This is a genomic window from Pantoea sp. 22096 (assembly GCF_052045955.1).
GTDB classification, from domain to species: domain Bacteria; phylum Pseudomonadota; class Gammaproteobacteria; order Enterobacterales; family Enterobacteriaceae; genus Pantoea; species Pantoea alfalfae.
This window is the reverse complement of the sequence record NZ_JBQEPW010000001.1, coordinates 157842-172502: the sequence shown is the minus strand read 5'-3', so window position 1 is coordinate 172502 and position 14661 is coordinate 157842. Positions and strand designations below refer to the sequence as shown.

At 56.8% G+C, this 14661-nt stretch carries 14 protein-coding genes; 5 read left to right on the top strand and 9 right to left on the bottom strand.

Annotated features, from left to right (window positions below):
• Positions 1-87: 87 nt before the first annotated feature.
• From cysM to ACTJKZ_RS00745, 8 genes are all read right to left on the bottom strand, one after another.
• Complete coding sequence (cysM, locus tag ACTJKZ_RS00780; protein ID WP_161735120.1) at positions 88-972, bottom strand: cysteine synthase CysM; 885 nt, start codon at positions 970-972, stop codon at positions 88-90.
• Positions 973-1053: 81 nt separating this feature from the next.
• Positions 1054-2142, bottom strand: coding sequence for a sulfate/thiosulfate ABC transporter ATP-binding protein CysA (gene cysA / locus ACTJKZ_RS00775; RefSeq protein ID WP_161735123.1), 1089 nt, complete (start codon positions 2140-2142; stop codon positions 1054-1056).
• Positions 2132-3007 (bottom strand): sulfate/thiosulfate ABC transporter permease CysW, encoded by an 876-nt coding sequence (cysW, locus tag ACTJKZ_RS00770; protein WP_161735126.1) that lies wholly within the window; start codon positions 3005-3007, stop codon positions 2132-2134. Before cysW ends, cysA begins: the two co-directional genes overlap by 11 nt.
• Positions 3007-3840, bottom strand: coding sequence for a sulfate/thiosulfate ABC transporter permease CysT (gene cysT, locus ACTJKZ_RS00765; RefSeq protein ID WP_161735129.1), 834 nt, complete (start codon positions 3838-3840; stop codon positions 3007-3009). The genes cysW and cysT overlap by 1 nt, the downstream gene beginning before the upstream one ends.
• Positions 3840-4856 (bottom strand): sulfate ABC transporter substrate-binding protein, encoded by a 1017-nt coding sequence (locus ACTJKZ_RS00760; RefSeq protein WP_440829091.1) that lies wholly within the window; start codon positions 4854-4856, stop codon positions 3840-3842. Before ACTJKZ_RS00760 ends, cysT begins: the two co-directional genes overlap by 1 nt.
• A 253-nt stretch (positions 4857-5109) precedes the next feature.
• A complete protein-coding gene (locus tag ACTJKZ_RS00755) occupies positions 5110-5727 on the bottom strand; it encodes an RpoE-regulated lipoprotein (protein WP_440829090.1) in 618 nt (205 codons plus the stop codon).
• Between the two features lie 65 nt (positions 5728-5792).
• On the bottom strand, positions 5793-6260 hold the full coding sequence (locus ACTJKZ_RS00750) for a DUF2919 family protein (protein ID WP_161735137.1): 468 nt from the start codon (positions 6258-6260) through the stop codon (positions 5793-5795).
• The gene (locus ACTJKZ_RS00745) at positions 6250-6675 is read right to left on the bottom strand and encodes a GNAT family acetyltransferase (protein WP_003848834.1); all 426 of its coding nucleotides are present in this window, start codon (positions 6673-6675) and stop codon (positions 6250-6252) included. The genes ACTJKZ_RS00750 and ACTJKZ_RS00745 overlap by 11 nt, the downstream gene beginning before the upstream one ends.
• 207 nt (positions 6676-6882) lie before the next feature.
• On the opposite strand from ACTJKZ_RS00745, the gene amiA reads away from it, so the two are divergent.
• The 5 genes from amiA to ampH all read left to right on the top strand — a co-directional run bounded on the left by amiA (position 6883) and on the right by ampH (position 13522).
• Entirely contained in the window at positions 6883-7731 is an 849-nt protein-coding gene (gene amiA / locus ACTJKZ_RS00740) for an N-acetylmuramoyl-L-alanine amidase AmiA (protein ID WP_161735140.1), read from the top strand.
• A 100-nt stretch (positions 7732-7831) separates the two neighbouring features.
• Entirely contained in the window at positions 7832-8746 is a 915-nt protein-coding gene (gene hemF, locus ACTJKZ_RS00735; protein WP_260059570.1) for an oxygen-dependent coproporphyrinogen oxidase, read from the top strand.
• A 346-nt stretch (positions 8747-9092) separates the two neighbouring features.
• Entirely contained in the window at positions 9093-10043 is a 951-nt protein-coding gene (tal, locus tag ACTJKZ_RS00730) for a transaldolase (protein ID WP_013358671.1), read from the top strand.
• A gap of 57 nt (positions 10044-10100) precedes the next feature.
• Positions 10101-12101, top strand: a complete 2001-nt coding sequence (gene tkt, locus ACTJKZ_RS00725; protein WP_440829089.1) for a transketolase — start codon at positions 10101-10103, stop codon at positions 12099-12101.
• Positions 12102-12358: 257 nt separating this feature from the next.
• Positions 12359-13522, top strand: coding sequence for a D-alanyl-D-alanine-carboxypeptidase/endopeptidase AmpH (ampH, locus tag ACTJKZ_RS00720; RefSeq protein WP_440829088.1), 1164 nt, complete (start codon positions 12359-12361; stop codon positions 13520-13522).
• On the opposite strand, the gene ACTJKZ_RS00715 is transcribed toward ampH, so the two are convergent.
• Entirely contained in the window at positions 13519-14592 is a 1074-nt protein-coding gene (locus tag ACTJKZ_RS00715) for a DUF1176 domain-containing protein (protein WP_161736424.1), read from the bottom strand. The two genes, ampH and ACTJKZ_RS00715, sit on opposite strands and share 4 nt — an antisense overlap.
• Between the last annotated feature and the right edge of the window lie 69 nt (positions 14593-14661).

The following is a 14661-nucleotide window of genomic DNA, read 5'->3' as shown; positions in this document are numbered from 1 at the left end:
AGTCTATCCGGCACGGGAAATCCTGGCTAAAAAAAAGCCTGTGGGCAGCAAACGCGCGCACAGGCTTGATTTCCGCATCAGCAGAGGTTACTGATGATAGAGTCCGGTCGAGAGATAACGATCGCCGCGATCGCAGGCGATCGCTACCACGACGCTGCCCGGGTTCGCCTGCGCAATACGCAGTGCACCCGCCACCGCACCGCCTGAGCTGACACCGCAGAAAATGCCTTCACGGCGCGCCAGCGCCCGCATGGTCTCTTCCGCTTCTTTCTGCGTCATATCCATCACATCATCCACTAAGTCGGGCCGGTAGATCCCCGGAAGATAGGCCAGCGGCCAGCGACGAATGCCCGGAATACTGCTGCCTTCACTCGGCTGTAAACCGATCACCTGCACGCCCGTGTTGTGCTCTTTCAGGTAACGTCCCACGCCGGTGATCGTGCCGGTGGTACCCATGCTGGAGATAAAATGGGTCATGCGCTGGTTCGACTGCTGCCACAACTCCGGCCCGGTAGTCTGATAGTGACCCAGCGGGTTATCGGGATTATTAAACTGATCCAGCACCCGGCCTTCACCACGCGCCGCCATCGCCAGTGCCAGATCGCGTGCACCCTCCATGCCCTGCTGTCGCGGCACCAGAATCAGCTCTGCGCCATAAGCACGCATCGCATCCTGTCGCTCCTGACTCATGTTGTCCGGCATCAGCAGGCGAAGTCGGTAGCCTTTCATCGCCGCGATCATCGCCAGCGCAATGCCGGTATTCCCACTGGTTGCTTCAATCAGCTGATCGCCGGGTGAAAGTTCACCGCGCAGCTCCGCCTGATTAATCATCGACCAGGCCGCGCGATCTTTTACCGAGCCCGCCGGATTATTGCCTTCCAGCTTGAGCCAGACCTCACTGCCGTTAGCTGGCGTCAGGCGCTGCAGCTTAATCAGCGGGGTATTGCCGATGGTGTGTTCAAGAGTCGTCACGGTGCGGTTCCTGGCATCTTACAAACGAGAGGCGAAAAAAAGGCGGGAGTCACACTCCCGCCCGCTGTGGATGAGAAAATATCAGGCGCTCTGTGCAAAGGCAACTGCACGCAGCGGCGTATCGCCTTTATAGAGGCGCGCCTGCTGCAACCCGACGAACAGGCGCTCGCCGCGAATCGGGGCTGTCTGCTCACCTTCAAACACCACCGAAACCGGCTCGCTCTGCCAGCCGACAGGCTGAACCACCAGCTGCCAGAAGTGACCACGCGGGCTGACTTCAAGCACCTGCACCGGCAGCGGCGTTTCCAGGCTGCTGCGACGTGATACATCGATTTCCCACGGACGCAGGAATAGCTCAACCGCGCCCTGATGAGCTGAGGTATAACCCAGCGGCCAGTGATGCGCGCCGACGTGGAACTGCGATCCCTGAATTTCGCCATCAAAGCGATTCACTTCACCCAGGAACTCCAGCACAAAGCGGGTCGCCGGATCGCGCCATACATCATCTGGCGTGCCAACCTGTTCAATATTTCCCTGACTCATCACCACGACGCGATCCGCGACCTCCATCGCCTCTTCCTGATCGTGGGTCACGAACACGCTGGTGAATTTAATCTCTTCATGCAGTTGACGCAGCCAGCGGCGCAGCTCTTTACGCACCTGAGCATCCAGCGCGCCAAAAGGTTCATCCAGCAGCAGAATCTGCGGTTCAACCGCTAATGCACGCGCCAGCGCCACACGCTGCTTCTGACCGCCCGACAGCTGTGCAGGAAAGCGGTTTGCCAGATGGGCCAGCTGCACCATCTCCAGCAGACGGGTTACACGCTGCTTGATCTCCGCCGCTGAAGGACGTTCGCGACGCGGCAGCACGGTCAGGCCAAAGGCGATGTTGTCGAACACCGTCATGTGACGGAACAGCGCATAGTGCTGGAAGACGAAACCAACCTGACGATCGCGCGCATGCAGGCGGCTGACGTCGTTGCCATGAAAACGTATCTGACCGCTGTTCTGATGCTCCAGCCCGGCAATAATGCGCAGCAGCGTGGTTTTACCCGAGCCTGATGGGCCAAGCAGCGCCACCATTTCACCTGAGGCAATATCCAGAGAGATATCGTTCAGCACCGAGGTGCGACCAAAGGACTTGTTGATCTTGTTAATCTCAATGCTCATGATTTCCCTCCTGTTGCAGGCGTTTGTGCTGTTGCTCTAAACGCCACTGCACAATGCTTTTCAGAAACAGCGTCACAATTGCCATCAGGGTTAACAGGGCGGCCGCGGTGAACGCGCCAACGGTGTTGTAGTCCTGATGCAACAATTCAACCTGAAGCGGTAATGTGTAGGTTTCACCGCGAATCGATCCCGATACCACCGAAACCGCACCAAATTCACCAATCGCACGGGCGTTGGTCAGGACGATGCCATACAGCAGCGCCCAGCGAATGTTCGGCAGCGTCACACGACGGAACATCTGCCAGCCTGACGCGCCTAACAGCACCGCCGCTTCATCTTCATGACTGCCCTGACTCAGCATCACCGGGACCAGTTCGCGCACCACAAACGGACAGGTCACAAACACCGTCGCCAGCACCATACCAGGCCAGGCAAACATAATCTGGATGTTATGCGCATCCAGCCAGCCGCCTGCCGGGCCATTCACGCCCCAGAACAGCAGATACATCAGACCGGCTACGACGGGCGACACGGCAAAAGGAATATCAAACAGGGTCAGCAGCAACTGCCGGCCCGGAAAGGTAAAGCGCGTCACCAGCCAGGCGAGCAGCGTGCCGAACACAAGGTTAACCGGTACGGTGATCAGCGCCACCATCACGGTCAGCCAGATGGCGTGCAGCATGTCCGGATCCGCCAGATTGCTGAGAGCGACAATGAGCCCCTGATTCAGCGCTTCCCAGAAGATGGAGGCCATCGGCACCACCAGCAGCAGAATCGAGATCAGCGTGCCGATACTAATCAGCAGCCACTTGCCCCAGTTTACAGGCTGACGCGCAGCATGATTAATTTGTGAAACCTCAGCCATTAGTGACCTCCCAGACGACGGCCAAAGCGGCTCTGCAATGTATTAATCGCGAATAGCAGAATCAGCGATGCCGCCAGGATCACCGAGGCGATAGCGCTGGCTGCCGGATAGTCGAACTCCTGCAGCCGGACAAAAATCATCAGCGAGGTGACTTCCGTTTTCCAGGCGATGTTACCGGCAATAAAGATCACCGCACCAAACTCACCCAGGCTGCGGGTAAAGGAGAGCGCCGTACCGGCCAGCAGCGCCGGTGCCACTTCCGGCAGCACGACGCGGCGGAAGCTCTGCCACGGCGTGGCACCCAGCGTTTCGGCGGCTTCTTCATACTCCGGACCTAACTCTTCCAGCACCGGCTGCACGGTACGCACCACAAACGGAATGCTGGTAAAGGCCATGGCAATGGCGATACCAATCCAGGTGTAAGAAATTTTGATGTCGAACTGAGCGAACCACTGTCCGTACCAGCCGTTAACCGAAAAGAGTCCGGCCAGGGTCAGGCCCGCCACCGCCGTAGGCAATGCAAACGGCAGATCCATCAGGCCATCCAGCAGTGTCCGGCCTGGAAAACGATAGCGGGTCAGGATCCATGCCATCAGCATGCCGAACACCGCGTTAAACAGGGAGGCGACACCGGCAGAAAGCAGCGTCACTTTATAGGCGGCCACCAGCTGAGGGTTGGTCACGACATCCCAGTACTGTTGCAGCGTCATCTGCGACAGCTGCATAATCACCGCGCTGATCGGCAGCAGCAGGATCAGACAGGTAAAGAGCAGGCTGGTGCCGAGGCTGAGACCAAAGCCGGGCAACACGCGTTTCTGGCTGGCAGCAAACATTATCCACGCCCCGCCGATAACAATTTATCCAGCTCACCGCCGCTGACGAAATGCGTCTGCATCACCTTATCCCAGCCGCCAAAGGCATCTTCGACCCGGAACAGGCTGGTCTGCGGGAAGCGATCTTTCTGCTCCGCCATCAGCTGTGGGTTGTTCACACGATAATAGTAGTGAGTAATAATATTCTGCGCTTCTGGCGTGTAGAGATAGTTCAGGTAGGCGCTGGCCGCATCAGCGGTTTTATTTGTCGCGACGTTCTTATCTACCCATGCCACCGGAAACTCCGCCAGAATGTTGGTTTTCGGCACCACCACTTCGTATTCATCTTTACCATACTGGTTGCGGATGTTATTCACTTCGGACTCAAAGCTAATCAGTACGTCGCCCAGGCCGCGCTCAGCAAAGGTGGTGGTCGCGCCGCGACCGCCGGTATCAAATACTTCCACGTTTTTCAGGAACTGCGTCATAAAGGCACGGGTTTTAGCCTGATCGCCGCCGTCCGCTTTGTCTGTTGCGCCCCAGGCGGCCAGGTAGGTATAGCGGCCATTACCCGAGGTTTTCGGGTTCGGGAAAATCAGCTTAACATCGCTGCGGGTCAAATCTGACCAGTCGTGAATCTGCTTTGGGTTCCCTTTGCGCACCAGAAACGCCATGGTGGAATAGAAAGGCGAGCTGTTGTTCGGCAGGCGGCCTTTCCAGTCTGCCGCAATGAGATTGCCTTTATCGTGCAGCACCTGCACATCTGTTACCTGGTTGTACGTGACCACATCTGCGCGCAGGCCCTGCAGGATAGCCAGCGCCTGCTTCGATGAACCGGCGTGCGACATCTTAATGGTCAGTGGATCCGCGGGGTGACTGGCATCCCACTGTTTAACAAACGGAGCATTCAGGGCAACAAACAGCTCCCGCGACACATCGTATGAGCTATTAAGAAGTTCAGTGGCATTGGCTGCGCCGGCCAGGCTCAGCGACAACGCGATACCGCTCACGATTTTTTTCATCGCTTGTAATGTCATTTGGCACCCTGAAAAAGTTTGATGCGGATCTCACCCGCTGAGGCATCAGTTTATTTATAACTCAGTGAAAACCAGTAACGGTTTTATATATCGTTTGATGATTTCAAAGTCGAAAAAAGCATAAGACGACGGCAGAGTTTATGCAGAAATCAGCAAAAGCCGATGGGAGAGAGAAACCGCGTGCAGCCCGTTCTGGCGGGGGTTTTAAGAGGCGTCAGCGGCTGCCTGAGGGGCAGCACGCTGAAGAAAAGGATTAACGCTGCCAGACAATCTTGCTGATTTTCCAGCTTTTCAGCGTATCGTCAGAGGGCATTAAGCCCTCCGGCCCGTGCCAGTCACCCTGATAGACATAGGTCAGATGCTGACTGCCTGGCGCACGGCACGCCACGTCACGCGCATCGGTGCCGCTGGCTAAGGTGCAGTTGTCGAAGGCTTTGCTGAACTTATTACTGAAGGCGTCTCCCACTTTACTGCCGTCACTGCTGGCAATCGCACTGTCCATCACCTCAATACGTTCGACCTGCGACTGCCCGTAAATCACCAGCTTAACGTTGCCATCATCCAGCGCCTGCCAGAAAGAGACCACCTGACCGTTCTGACTGCGCATGCCCTGACGCAGGCTATAGTCACCGTTCAGTCCGGCATTAATCGCGTCCTCTTTCATGGCGGTCGAGGCAGTTACCCCGCCCACCCCCTGTTCAGTCGCGGTCAGCGAGGAACCGAACCAGTTCCACGGCAGCGCCGAAGACCAGTGATAAGTCAGCGGATTCCACCAGCTTGCCTGCTGGCTGCTGTCAGCGCCGGAACCCGAACTGGCACAGCCGCTCAGTACAACGGCGGCGATCAGTAGCGTGGAACGAACAGCTTTCATGAGAACTCCTGTAAATGCGATGCCGGAAAGGCGGAACTGATTGGAGTCGCAAAGCGACAAAAAGTTTAGTGAAGATGATGTTCGGGCAGAAAGCAGTCGCGACAGCGGCGGCTGGATTGCAGCCAGATCAGCGCCAGCAGGTCAAACAACGTCAGCAGCAATGGCAGCGGTGAGGTGAGCAGATCGCCCTGCACAAACTGCCAGCCCTGCCAGAGCAGATTCACCAGCAGCGACAGCGCCAGCACGCTGCGCCAGTGCTGCCAGAGTCGCGGCAGGCGGGTGCGATATCCGGTCAGCAGCAGGCCCGCCAGTGCCGGTAAACCCAGCGCAAGACCGATCCAGAACGTCTGACGATCCGGATAGAAGAGTGCCAGCAGGTCGTTGCCCTGCTGCCGTGACGCCCCGGCCATCACCAGCAGCAGCCAGGTCCGCGCCTGGAGTAACAGGATCAGCCAAAAAAGAAACGGCAGCCGCAGCTGCCCTCTGGCGTCATACTCGTCCGGCAGATAGCCCGGTGACGGCTTAGTATTCACGGTCTTCGATCAGACGTTTACCAAACAGCAGCGCATCGACCGGCTCATAATCGAGCTTCTCATAGAACGCCACCACCTGATCGTTTTCTTCGCGGATCATCAGATGCAGTTTCGGACAGCCGCGTGCGATAAGCTTCTTCTCCAGACGGTTCATCAGCGCATTCGCAAAGCCGCGTCCCTGATAGTCGGGATGCACGGCCAGATAGTAAGCCGCGCCGCGATGGCCATCATAGCCGCCCATCAGTGTGCCAACGACCACGCCGCCCACTTCAGCGACCAGAAAGAGATCGGGGTCGTGATTCATTTTGCGTTCGATATCCAGCTCCGGATCGTTCCATGGCCGTAACAAATCGCAACGTTCCCATAAGGTGATCACTTCTTCAAAATCTTCCTGGCGGAAGGCGCGGATTTCCATCTTATTTACCTGCAGATAAGCACAATTTGCTGATTATCACGCATTCTCTGCTGCACGCAACCCTCGATGACCGGCGGAAAATAAAAAAGCGCGAATTTTCTGTTCGCGACCTGCAATACAAAGTAATGCCCTGAAATGGTTCTGTGATCGCAGGCAACAGAGCCTTAGGCTATAACACCGGCAAGATTCCTGTTACCGGACCCGTACATGCAGCTGCTTAAACGTTTGATTCATCGTCGTCAGTTACTTCTTTCCGGGCTGGCTCTGGCCATTTTATCGCCGCGTGCGATTCAGGCTAAAGAGCAGTCGGGCCTTACCGGGGCAAATCGTCATGCACGCCCTGCCCCGCCCGCGAAAAACGGTAAACGTATTGTAATGATCGATCCCGGCCACGGTGGCATCGACTCGGGTGCCGTTGGCGAAGAGGGTTCTGAAGAGAAACACATCGTGCTGGAGATTGCCGGTAACGTGCAGCGCCAGCTGCAGAGCCATCCGCGCATTGAAGTGCGACTGACGCGCGACAGTGATCACTTTATTCCGCTTTATCAGCGGGTGGAAATCGCCCACCAGCACGGTGCCGATCTTTTTATGTCGATTCATGCCGACGGTTTTACCAGCCCCGATGCCAGTGGCGCCTCGGTATTTGCGCTCTCTAACCGGGGTGCCAGCAGCTCGATGGCACGTTATCTCTCACAGCGGGAGAACGATGCGGACAAACTGGGCGGCGTAAAAGCTCAGCAGCAGGATCACTATCTGCAGCAGATTCTGTTCGACCTGGTACAGACCGACACCATCAAGAACAGCCTGACACTGGGCAAGCACGTGCTGGATCAGATCCGCCCGGTGCACCATCTGCACAGCCAGCACACCGAGCAGGCGGCCTTCGCGGTGCTCAAGTCACCGTCGATTCCCTCAGTGCTGGTCGAAACCTCTTTTATTACCAATCCACGTGAAGAGCAGTTGCTCGGCACCATCGCATTTCGCCAGAAAATTGCTTCGGCTATTGCCAGCGGCATCGTCAACTACTTCGATGAGTTTGACCGCCGCAATGCCTGATTCATCTGGCCGGTTTGCGTCGTGCAACGCGCCGCGCCCATACAAGCGGCGCGCTTTTGCGTATAATCGCGTCAGACTTTGATAAACGATAAGCGAAAAGATGGCTGATATTTCCCGCGTAAAAGCGTTCCTGCTCGCATTGCAGGATGAGATTTGTAACCAGCTGGCGGCTGAAGATGGCGGCGCACAGTTTGCTGAAGATAGCTGGCAGCGCCCTGGCGGCGGCGGTGGTCAGAGCCGCGTCCTGCGCAACGGCGCGGTGTTTGAGCAGGCGGGCGTCAACTTTTCGCATGTGCATGGCGATCAGATGCCGGCATCAGCGACCGCGCACCGGCCTGAGCTGGCCGGTCGCAGCTTTGAAGCGATGGGCGTGTCGCTGGTGATCCACCCGAATAATCCCTATGTGCCGACCAGCCACGCCAACGTGCGCTTTTTTATCGCAGAGAAACCGGGGGCCGATCCGGTCTGGTGGTTTGGCGGCGGCTTTGACCTGACGCCGTTTTATGGCTTTGAAGAAGATGCGCTGCACTGGCATCAGACAGCCGCTAATCTCTGTCAGCCCTTTGGCGAGGATGTCTATCCGCGCTATAAAAAGTGGTGTGATGATTACTTCTATCTGAAGCATCGTGATGAGCAGCGCGGCATTGGCGGCCTCTTTTTTGACGATCTCAACACGCCCGACTTTGAGCAGAGCTTCAGCTTTATGCAGGCAGTAGGCCGCGGCTTTATGGATGCCTATCGGCCCATTGTGGCGCGCCGTAAAGATCACCCGTGGGGCGATCGTGAGCGCCAGTTCCAGCTCTACCGCCGTGGTCGCTATGTGGAGTTCAATCTGGTGTGGGACCGTGGCACGCTGTTTGGTTTGCAGACCGGCGGCCGTACGGAATCGATTCTGATGTCGATGCCACCGCTGGTGCGCTGGGAATATGATTATCAGCCCGATGCCGACTCTCCAGAAGCTGCGCTCTATCGCGATTTCCTGCCGGTAAAAAACTGGCTGAACCTCCCGGTCTGATCGCTTCTCCCGCTGCAGCGCGGCCCGCAACCCGCGCTGCGCTTACCTTTCTCCCGACAGACCCGTTCCGTTTCACAGGGCACAGATTGCTACAGTGTTACCTGCGTCATTCGTCCTGACTGCTATGCTTAAGGATGGAATATGGCGCACCCCACGGTAAAAACCGCATGACGGCTCCTTCTCACCGCCTCGCAGCGCAACAATCAGAGAAACCGCATTTTCATCAGAAAGTCTCTGTTGCAATGTTATGGGTTCGCGTTACCGGTAGCAGAACATGCCACAGACCGGCTGCGAGGCCTGAGGTGCACCCTGTTCGCTTTCATTTTTCTTTTCAAGGAGTTTAGAGATGAACCAGCTAGAAGCCCTAAAACAGTTCACCACCGTGGTGGCGGACAGTGGTGATATCGAATCGATTCGTAATTACCACCCGGAAGACGCCACCACCAACCCTTCACTTATTCTGAAAGCGTCCGGTCTGGAAGGGTATAAGCACCTGATGGATGACGCGATTGAGTACGCGAAAAAACAGGGCGGCAGCAAAGAGACGCAGATTATCAATGCAAGCGACAAAGTGGCGATCAACCTCGGTATGGAAATCCTGAAAAGCATACCGGGCCGTGTTTCGACCGAAGTGGATGCGCGCCTCTCCTTCGATCGTGGCATGTGTGTCACCAAAGCAGAAAAACTGATTCGGATGTATGAAGAGCACGGCATCGATCGCTCACGCGTACTGATTAAGCTGGCCTCGACCTGGGAAGGCATCCGTGCAGCGGAAGAGCTGGAGAAAAACGGCATCCACTGTAATCTGACGCTGCTGTTCTCCTTTGCGCAGGCGCGTGCCTGTGCCGAAGCGGGCGTGTTCCTGATCTCTCCGTTCGTTGGCCGTATCTACGACTGGTATAACTCACGCAAGCCACTGGAACCCTACGTGGCGGATGAAGATCCAGGCGTAAAATCTGTGCGTCGTATCTATGACTACTACAAAAAGCACCGTTACAGCACCATCATCATGGGCGCCAGCTTCCGTAAAGTGGAGCAGATTATCGCGCTGGCCGGCTGCGATCGCCTGACGCTGTCGCCGAACCTGCTGGAAGAGCTGCAGAACAGCGATGCGCCGCTGGAACGAAAACTGGAACCTTCTACCGAAGGCTTCCATCAGCCGTCACCGCTCTCCGAGGCGGAGTTCCGCTGGGAACATAACCAGGATCCAATGGCAGTCGAAAAACTCTCTGACGGCATCCGCCAGTTCGCGGTTGACCAGCAGAAGCTGGAAGATGTGCTCGCCGCACGCCTGTAGTCTTTATTTTAATCGGGCGGGACGTTCCCGCCCTGATGCATAACAAGGGAGAACTTTATGTCCTCACGCAGAGAGTTGGCAAACGCGATTCGTGCACTGAGCATGGATGCGGTTCAGAAGGCAAATTCAGGCCACCCCGGTGCGCCGATGGGTATGGCCGATATCGCCGAAGTGTTGTGGCGCGACTTCCTCCAGCATAATCCGACCAATCCCGCCTGGCTTGATCGTGACCGCTTTATCCTCTCCAACGGCCACGGCTCCATGCTGCTTTATAGCCTGCTGCACCTGAGCGGTTATGACCTGCCGATTGAAGAATTGAAAAATTTCCGTCAGCTGCACTCTAAGACCCCAGGCCACCCGGAGATCGGTTATACGCCTGGCGTTGAAACCACCACCGGCCCACTGGGTCAGGGTCTGGCTAATGCCGTAGGCCTGGCGATTGCTGAGCGCACGCTGGCTGCACAGTTTAACCGTCCGGACCATGAAATCGTTGACCACCATACCTATGTGTTTATGGGCGATGGCTGTCTGATGGAAGGGATCTCGCACGAAGTCTGTTCTCTGGCGGGCACCCTGGGCCTGGGCAAACTGATCGGCTTCTATGATCACAACGGCATCTCGATTGATGGCGAAACCGAAGGCTGGTTTACCGACGATACGCATAAACGCTTTGAGTCATATAACTGGCATGTGATCGGCGACATCGACGGCCATGACGCTGATGCTATCCGCGAGGCGATCAAAGAAGCGCAGAGCGTCACCGATAAGCCTTCACTGATTATCTGCCGCACCATTATCGGTTTCGGTTCACCGAACAAAGCCGGTAAAGAGGAATCGCACGGCGCAGCGCTGGGCGAGGCCGAAGTGGCGCTGACCCGTAAACAGCTTGGCTGGAACTATCCGGCATTTGAAATCCCGGCTGAAATCTACCAGCAGTGGGATGCCAAAGCAGCGGGTGCTGAACGCGAAAAAGCCTGGGATGCGAAGTTTGCGGCTTATAAAGAGGCCCATCCCGAGCTGGCGAAAGAGTATGAGCGCCGTATGAATGGCGAAATGCCTGCCACATGGGAAACCGAAGCGACCCGCTTCATCCAGGATCTGCAGGCTAATCCGCAGAAAATCGCCAGCCGTAAAGCATCTCAGAACTCACTGGAAGCCTACGGCAAAATGCTGCCGGAATTCCTTGGCGGTTCCGCTGACCTGGCGCCGAGTAACCTCACCATCTGGTCAGGCTCTAAATCGATCAAAGAGGATTCTGCGGGTAACTACATTCACTACGGCGTGCGTGAATTTGGTATGACGGCAATTGGCAACGGTATCGCGCATCATGGTGGTTTCGTGCCTTACACCGCAACCTTCCTGATGTTTGTCGAATATGCGCGTAACGCCGCGCGTATGGCTGCACTGATGAAGGCACGCCAGATTCTGGTCTACACCCATGACTCCATCGGTCTGGGTGAAGATGGCCCGACGCACCAGCCGGTAGAGCAGATCGCCAGCCTGCGTCTGACGCCAAACATGAGCGTATGGCGTCCGTGCGATCAGGTCGAAACGGCTGTAGCGTGGAAAGCCGCCGTCGAACGTCATCATGGCCCGACAGCGCTAATCCTTTCGCGTCAGAATCTGCTGCAGCCGGAACGTACCCCGGAGCAGATCGAAAACATCAAACGCGGCGGCTACGTGCTGAAGGATTGCGACGGTACACCAGACGTGATTCTTATCGCGACCGGTTCAGAGATTGAGATCACCCTGGGTGCAGCGGCTAAGCTCACGTCAGGCGGTCACAAGGTGCGGGTGGTTTCACTGCCTTCAACTGACCTGTTTGATGCGCAGGATGCTGCTTACCGCGAATCCGTCCTGCCGAGCGGCGTGAAAGCGCGTGTGGCGGTAGAAGCGGGTATTGCGGACTACTGGTTCAAGTATGTCGGTCTGGACGGTGCGATTGTCGGTATGACCACCTTTGGTGAATCCGCCCCGGCCAGTCAGCTGTTCCCGGAGTTTGGCTTCACGGTTGAGAATATCGTCAGCCACGCTGAAGCATTACTCAAGCCAGTTTAATGCTTATGCCCTTCCCGGCTCACCGGGAAGGGCCATTTCCACATATAGCCTGATACATAAAAAAAACTCCATTCCCCCCCTTCCCGCCCTGCGCAAACTCATTACTATAGAGCCGTCATACTTAATGCTGCCTGTGCGCTGGCTGTCCGTCTTTCCCTGCTGTTGTTCTGCCGGGATAACGCGGTTCGGACCTGATGCATCCCGATGAGTGAAGGCAGATTTCCTCCGATTTTATAGCGAAGCCACTTCCGTTGAACATGCGCACACCCTATTTACTGGCCCTGATGGTTTCACTGCTTCCATTAAAAAGCATGGCGCAGGTCGCGCCCGATCCGCTGCTGGCCTCTCAGATTGTTGATCGCTATGCGGAACATATCTTTTACGGCAGCGGTGCAACCGGCATGGCACTGGTGGCAATTGATGGCAATCAGCGGGTGTTCGCCAGCTTTGGTGAAACCCGTCCCGGCAACAATGTCCGTCCGCAGAAAGATTCGCTGATTCGCATCGCCTCGCTGAGTAAGCTGATGACCAGTGAAGTAATGGTAAAAATGGCTGAGCGCGGACAGATTCGCCTTGACGATCCCCTGAGTAAATATGCGCCCCCGGGTGCACGGGTGCCCACTTACAATGGCCAGCCGATTCGCCTGATTAATCTCTCAACCCACACCAGTGGACTGCCGCGCGAGCAGCCAGGCGGCAAAGCGCAGCGTCCGGTGTTTGTCTGGCCAACGAAGAGCGAACGCTGGGCATGGCTGGCGCGCGCGAACCTCAAAGCCGCACCAGGCAGCAGTGCCGTCTATTCCAACCTGGGCTACGATCTGCTGGGCGATGCGCTGTCACGTGCCAGTGGAACACCCTATCCGGCGTTGTTTCAGCAGCTGATTACCCGTCCGCTCGGCATGAAGGACACCACGTTTACGCCATCGCCTGAGCAGTGCGGACGCCTGATGGTGGCCGAAAAAGGGGCCAGTCCGTGTAATAACACGCTGGCCGCGATTGGCAGCGGCGGGGTTTACTCAACACCGGATGATATGGGCCGCTGGATGCAGCAGTTCCTGAACTCGTCGGTTAACCATCGCACGCCGCAGATCGATCGCCTGCAGACGCTGATCTATCGCCGCGACCAGCTCACTAAAGTCGAAGGCATGGATGTGCCGGGTAAAGCGGATGCGCTGGGCATGGGCTGGGTCTACATGGGACCGAAAAGTGGTCGTCCCGGTATCATTCAGAAAACCGGCGGCGGCGGCGGATTCATCACCTATATGGCGATGGTGCCGCAGCATAACGTGGGGGTTTTTGTGGTGGTGACGCGTTCGCCGCTGACCCGCTTTACGCCGATGAGCGACGGTGTGAATAATATGCTGGCCGAACTGGTCGGCAACCAGCTTGGCTCACCGATGATGGTGCAGGTCATTCGTTAACGCTGCTGTACGCCACCGTCAGACTGGCTGACCCACAGGGTTGGCCAGTCATCACTGCTATGCCAGGCATCACAGGTCGACTCTTCCGCATATTCCGCTAACACAAAATGTGTGCCATCAAATTGCCAGCGTGTCGCCCTGCCGCAGTCGCCTAATCCACGGCCCTTACCAAACGTGTAGAGCTGACCGCTGGCCGCGTCATATTCGGCGTTAATCAGCTCAAGCTGACGATCGCTGGCGCCTGGCGGGGTGAACGGCAGAGTCAGGGTGATCCCACGCGCCACATAGGGCGGACTGCGTGTCACTTCAAACGCCAGATCGATCACGTTATATGCACCCATTTCACAACTCACCAGCAGCAGCGCGCGCTGGTCGGTAAGTGGCGCCACGCTGACTTCACGGCGCAGCGGATCGAGTGAGCAGGCGTCGGTATTAACCCGCCAGGTGCCGTAGTCAATTAATCCGCTGGTCTCATCGCGCGTCAGTGCAGCGGGTGACCTGACCGCAGGCGGCAGCGGCGGCAGTGCAGGCGGTGGCGGGACATCCCAGCTGGCCCTGTCGCCACGTTTGATCCACGCGCTCATACTGTTGACCCGTCCCTGAGTGTCATCCATCAGCAACAGCGCGGCCTTCATGCCGCGCAGGGAGATCAGCGCATTGGGATCAAAAGTGAGCTGCAGGTTTTTGGCCTCCATCACCAGATCAAAAAATTCATCAATGGCGATAGCATTGCTGGTGGCGAGATGATGCGGCTCTACCGTCCAGTGTTTGAGGTCGGGTTTAAGCCGGCGCTGATCGAGCAGCAGGTTATCCTGTAGCGGGCCACCCGGCAGCGCACCACTGTAGGCGCTGCCATAGTCTATTCGGAGCAAGGGGCGATCGTTGACGCCCGCATGCCGCGAAATCGTCATCACCAGCCCTTTGTCCCCCGGAATATTCCGCGCCACGCAAAAGGCTTCATTGTTACAGGTAATTTGCCAGTCGTTGAATGACTTTTGCAACGGTTCCGCCTGAACAGAGGCAACCCACAGAGACGGCAACAGCCAAAACGATTTCATCCAATACGACATTAAGAAGATCGATCCCCGAATACCCAGAGTGGAGAGAATAGCGCATCAACGGGCCTGCCAGGGTTTACA

Excerpts from the sequence above, each read along its gene's own strand:
- cysA (WP_161735123.1), bottom strand. The coding sequence starts at position 2,142 with ATGAGCATTGAGATTAACAAGATCAACAAGTCCTTTGGTCGCACCTCG.
- cysW (WP_161735126.1), bottom strand. The coding sequence starts at position 3,007 with ATGGCTGAGGTTTCACAAATTAATCATGCTGCGCGTCAGCCTGTAAAC.
- cysT (WP_161735129.1), bottom strand. The coding sequence starts at position 3,840 with ATGTTTGCTGCCAGCCAGAAACGCGTGTTGCCCGGCTTTGGTCTCAGC.
- ACTJKZ_RS00760 (WP_440829091.1), bottom strand. The coding sequence starts at position 4,856 with ATGACATTACAAGCGATGAAAAAAATCGTGAGCGGTATCGCGTTGTCG.
- ACTJKZ_RS00755 (WP_440829090.1), bottom strand. The coding sequence starts at position 5,727 with ATGAAAGCTGTTCGTTCCACGCTACTGATCGCCGCCGTTGTACTGAGC.
- ACTJKZ_RS00745 (WP_003848834.1), bottom strand. The coding sequence starts at position 6,675 with ATGGAAATCCGCGCCTTCCGCCAGGAAGATTTTGAAGAAGTGATCACC.
- amiA (WP_161735140.1), top strand. The coding sequence starts at position 6,883 with ATGCAGCTGCTTAAACGTTTGATTCATCGTCGTCAGTTACTTCTTTCC.
- hemF (WP_260059570.1), top strand. The coding sequence starts at position 7,832 with ATGGCTGATATTTCCCGCGTAAAAGCGTTCCTGCTCGCATTGCAGGAT.
- tal (WP_013358671.1), top strand. The coding sequence starts at position 9,093 with ATGAACCAGCTAGAAGCCCTAAAACAGTTCACCACCGTGGTGGCGGAC.
- tkt (WP_440829089.1), top strand. The coding sequence starts at position 10,101 with ATGTCCTCACGCAGAGAGTTGGCAAACGCGATTCGTGCACTGAGCATG.
- ampH (WP_440829088.1), top strand. The coding sequence starts at position 12,359 with ATGCGCACACCCTATTTACTGGCCCTGATGGTTTCACTGCTTCCATTA.
- ACTJKZ_RS00715 (WP_161736424.1), bottom strand. The coding sequence starts at position 14,592 with ATGTCGTATTGGATGAAATCGTTTTGGCTGTTGCCGTCTCTGTGGGTT.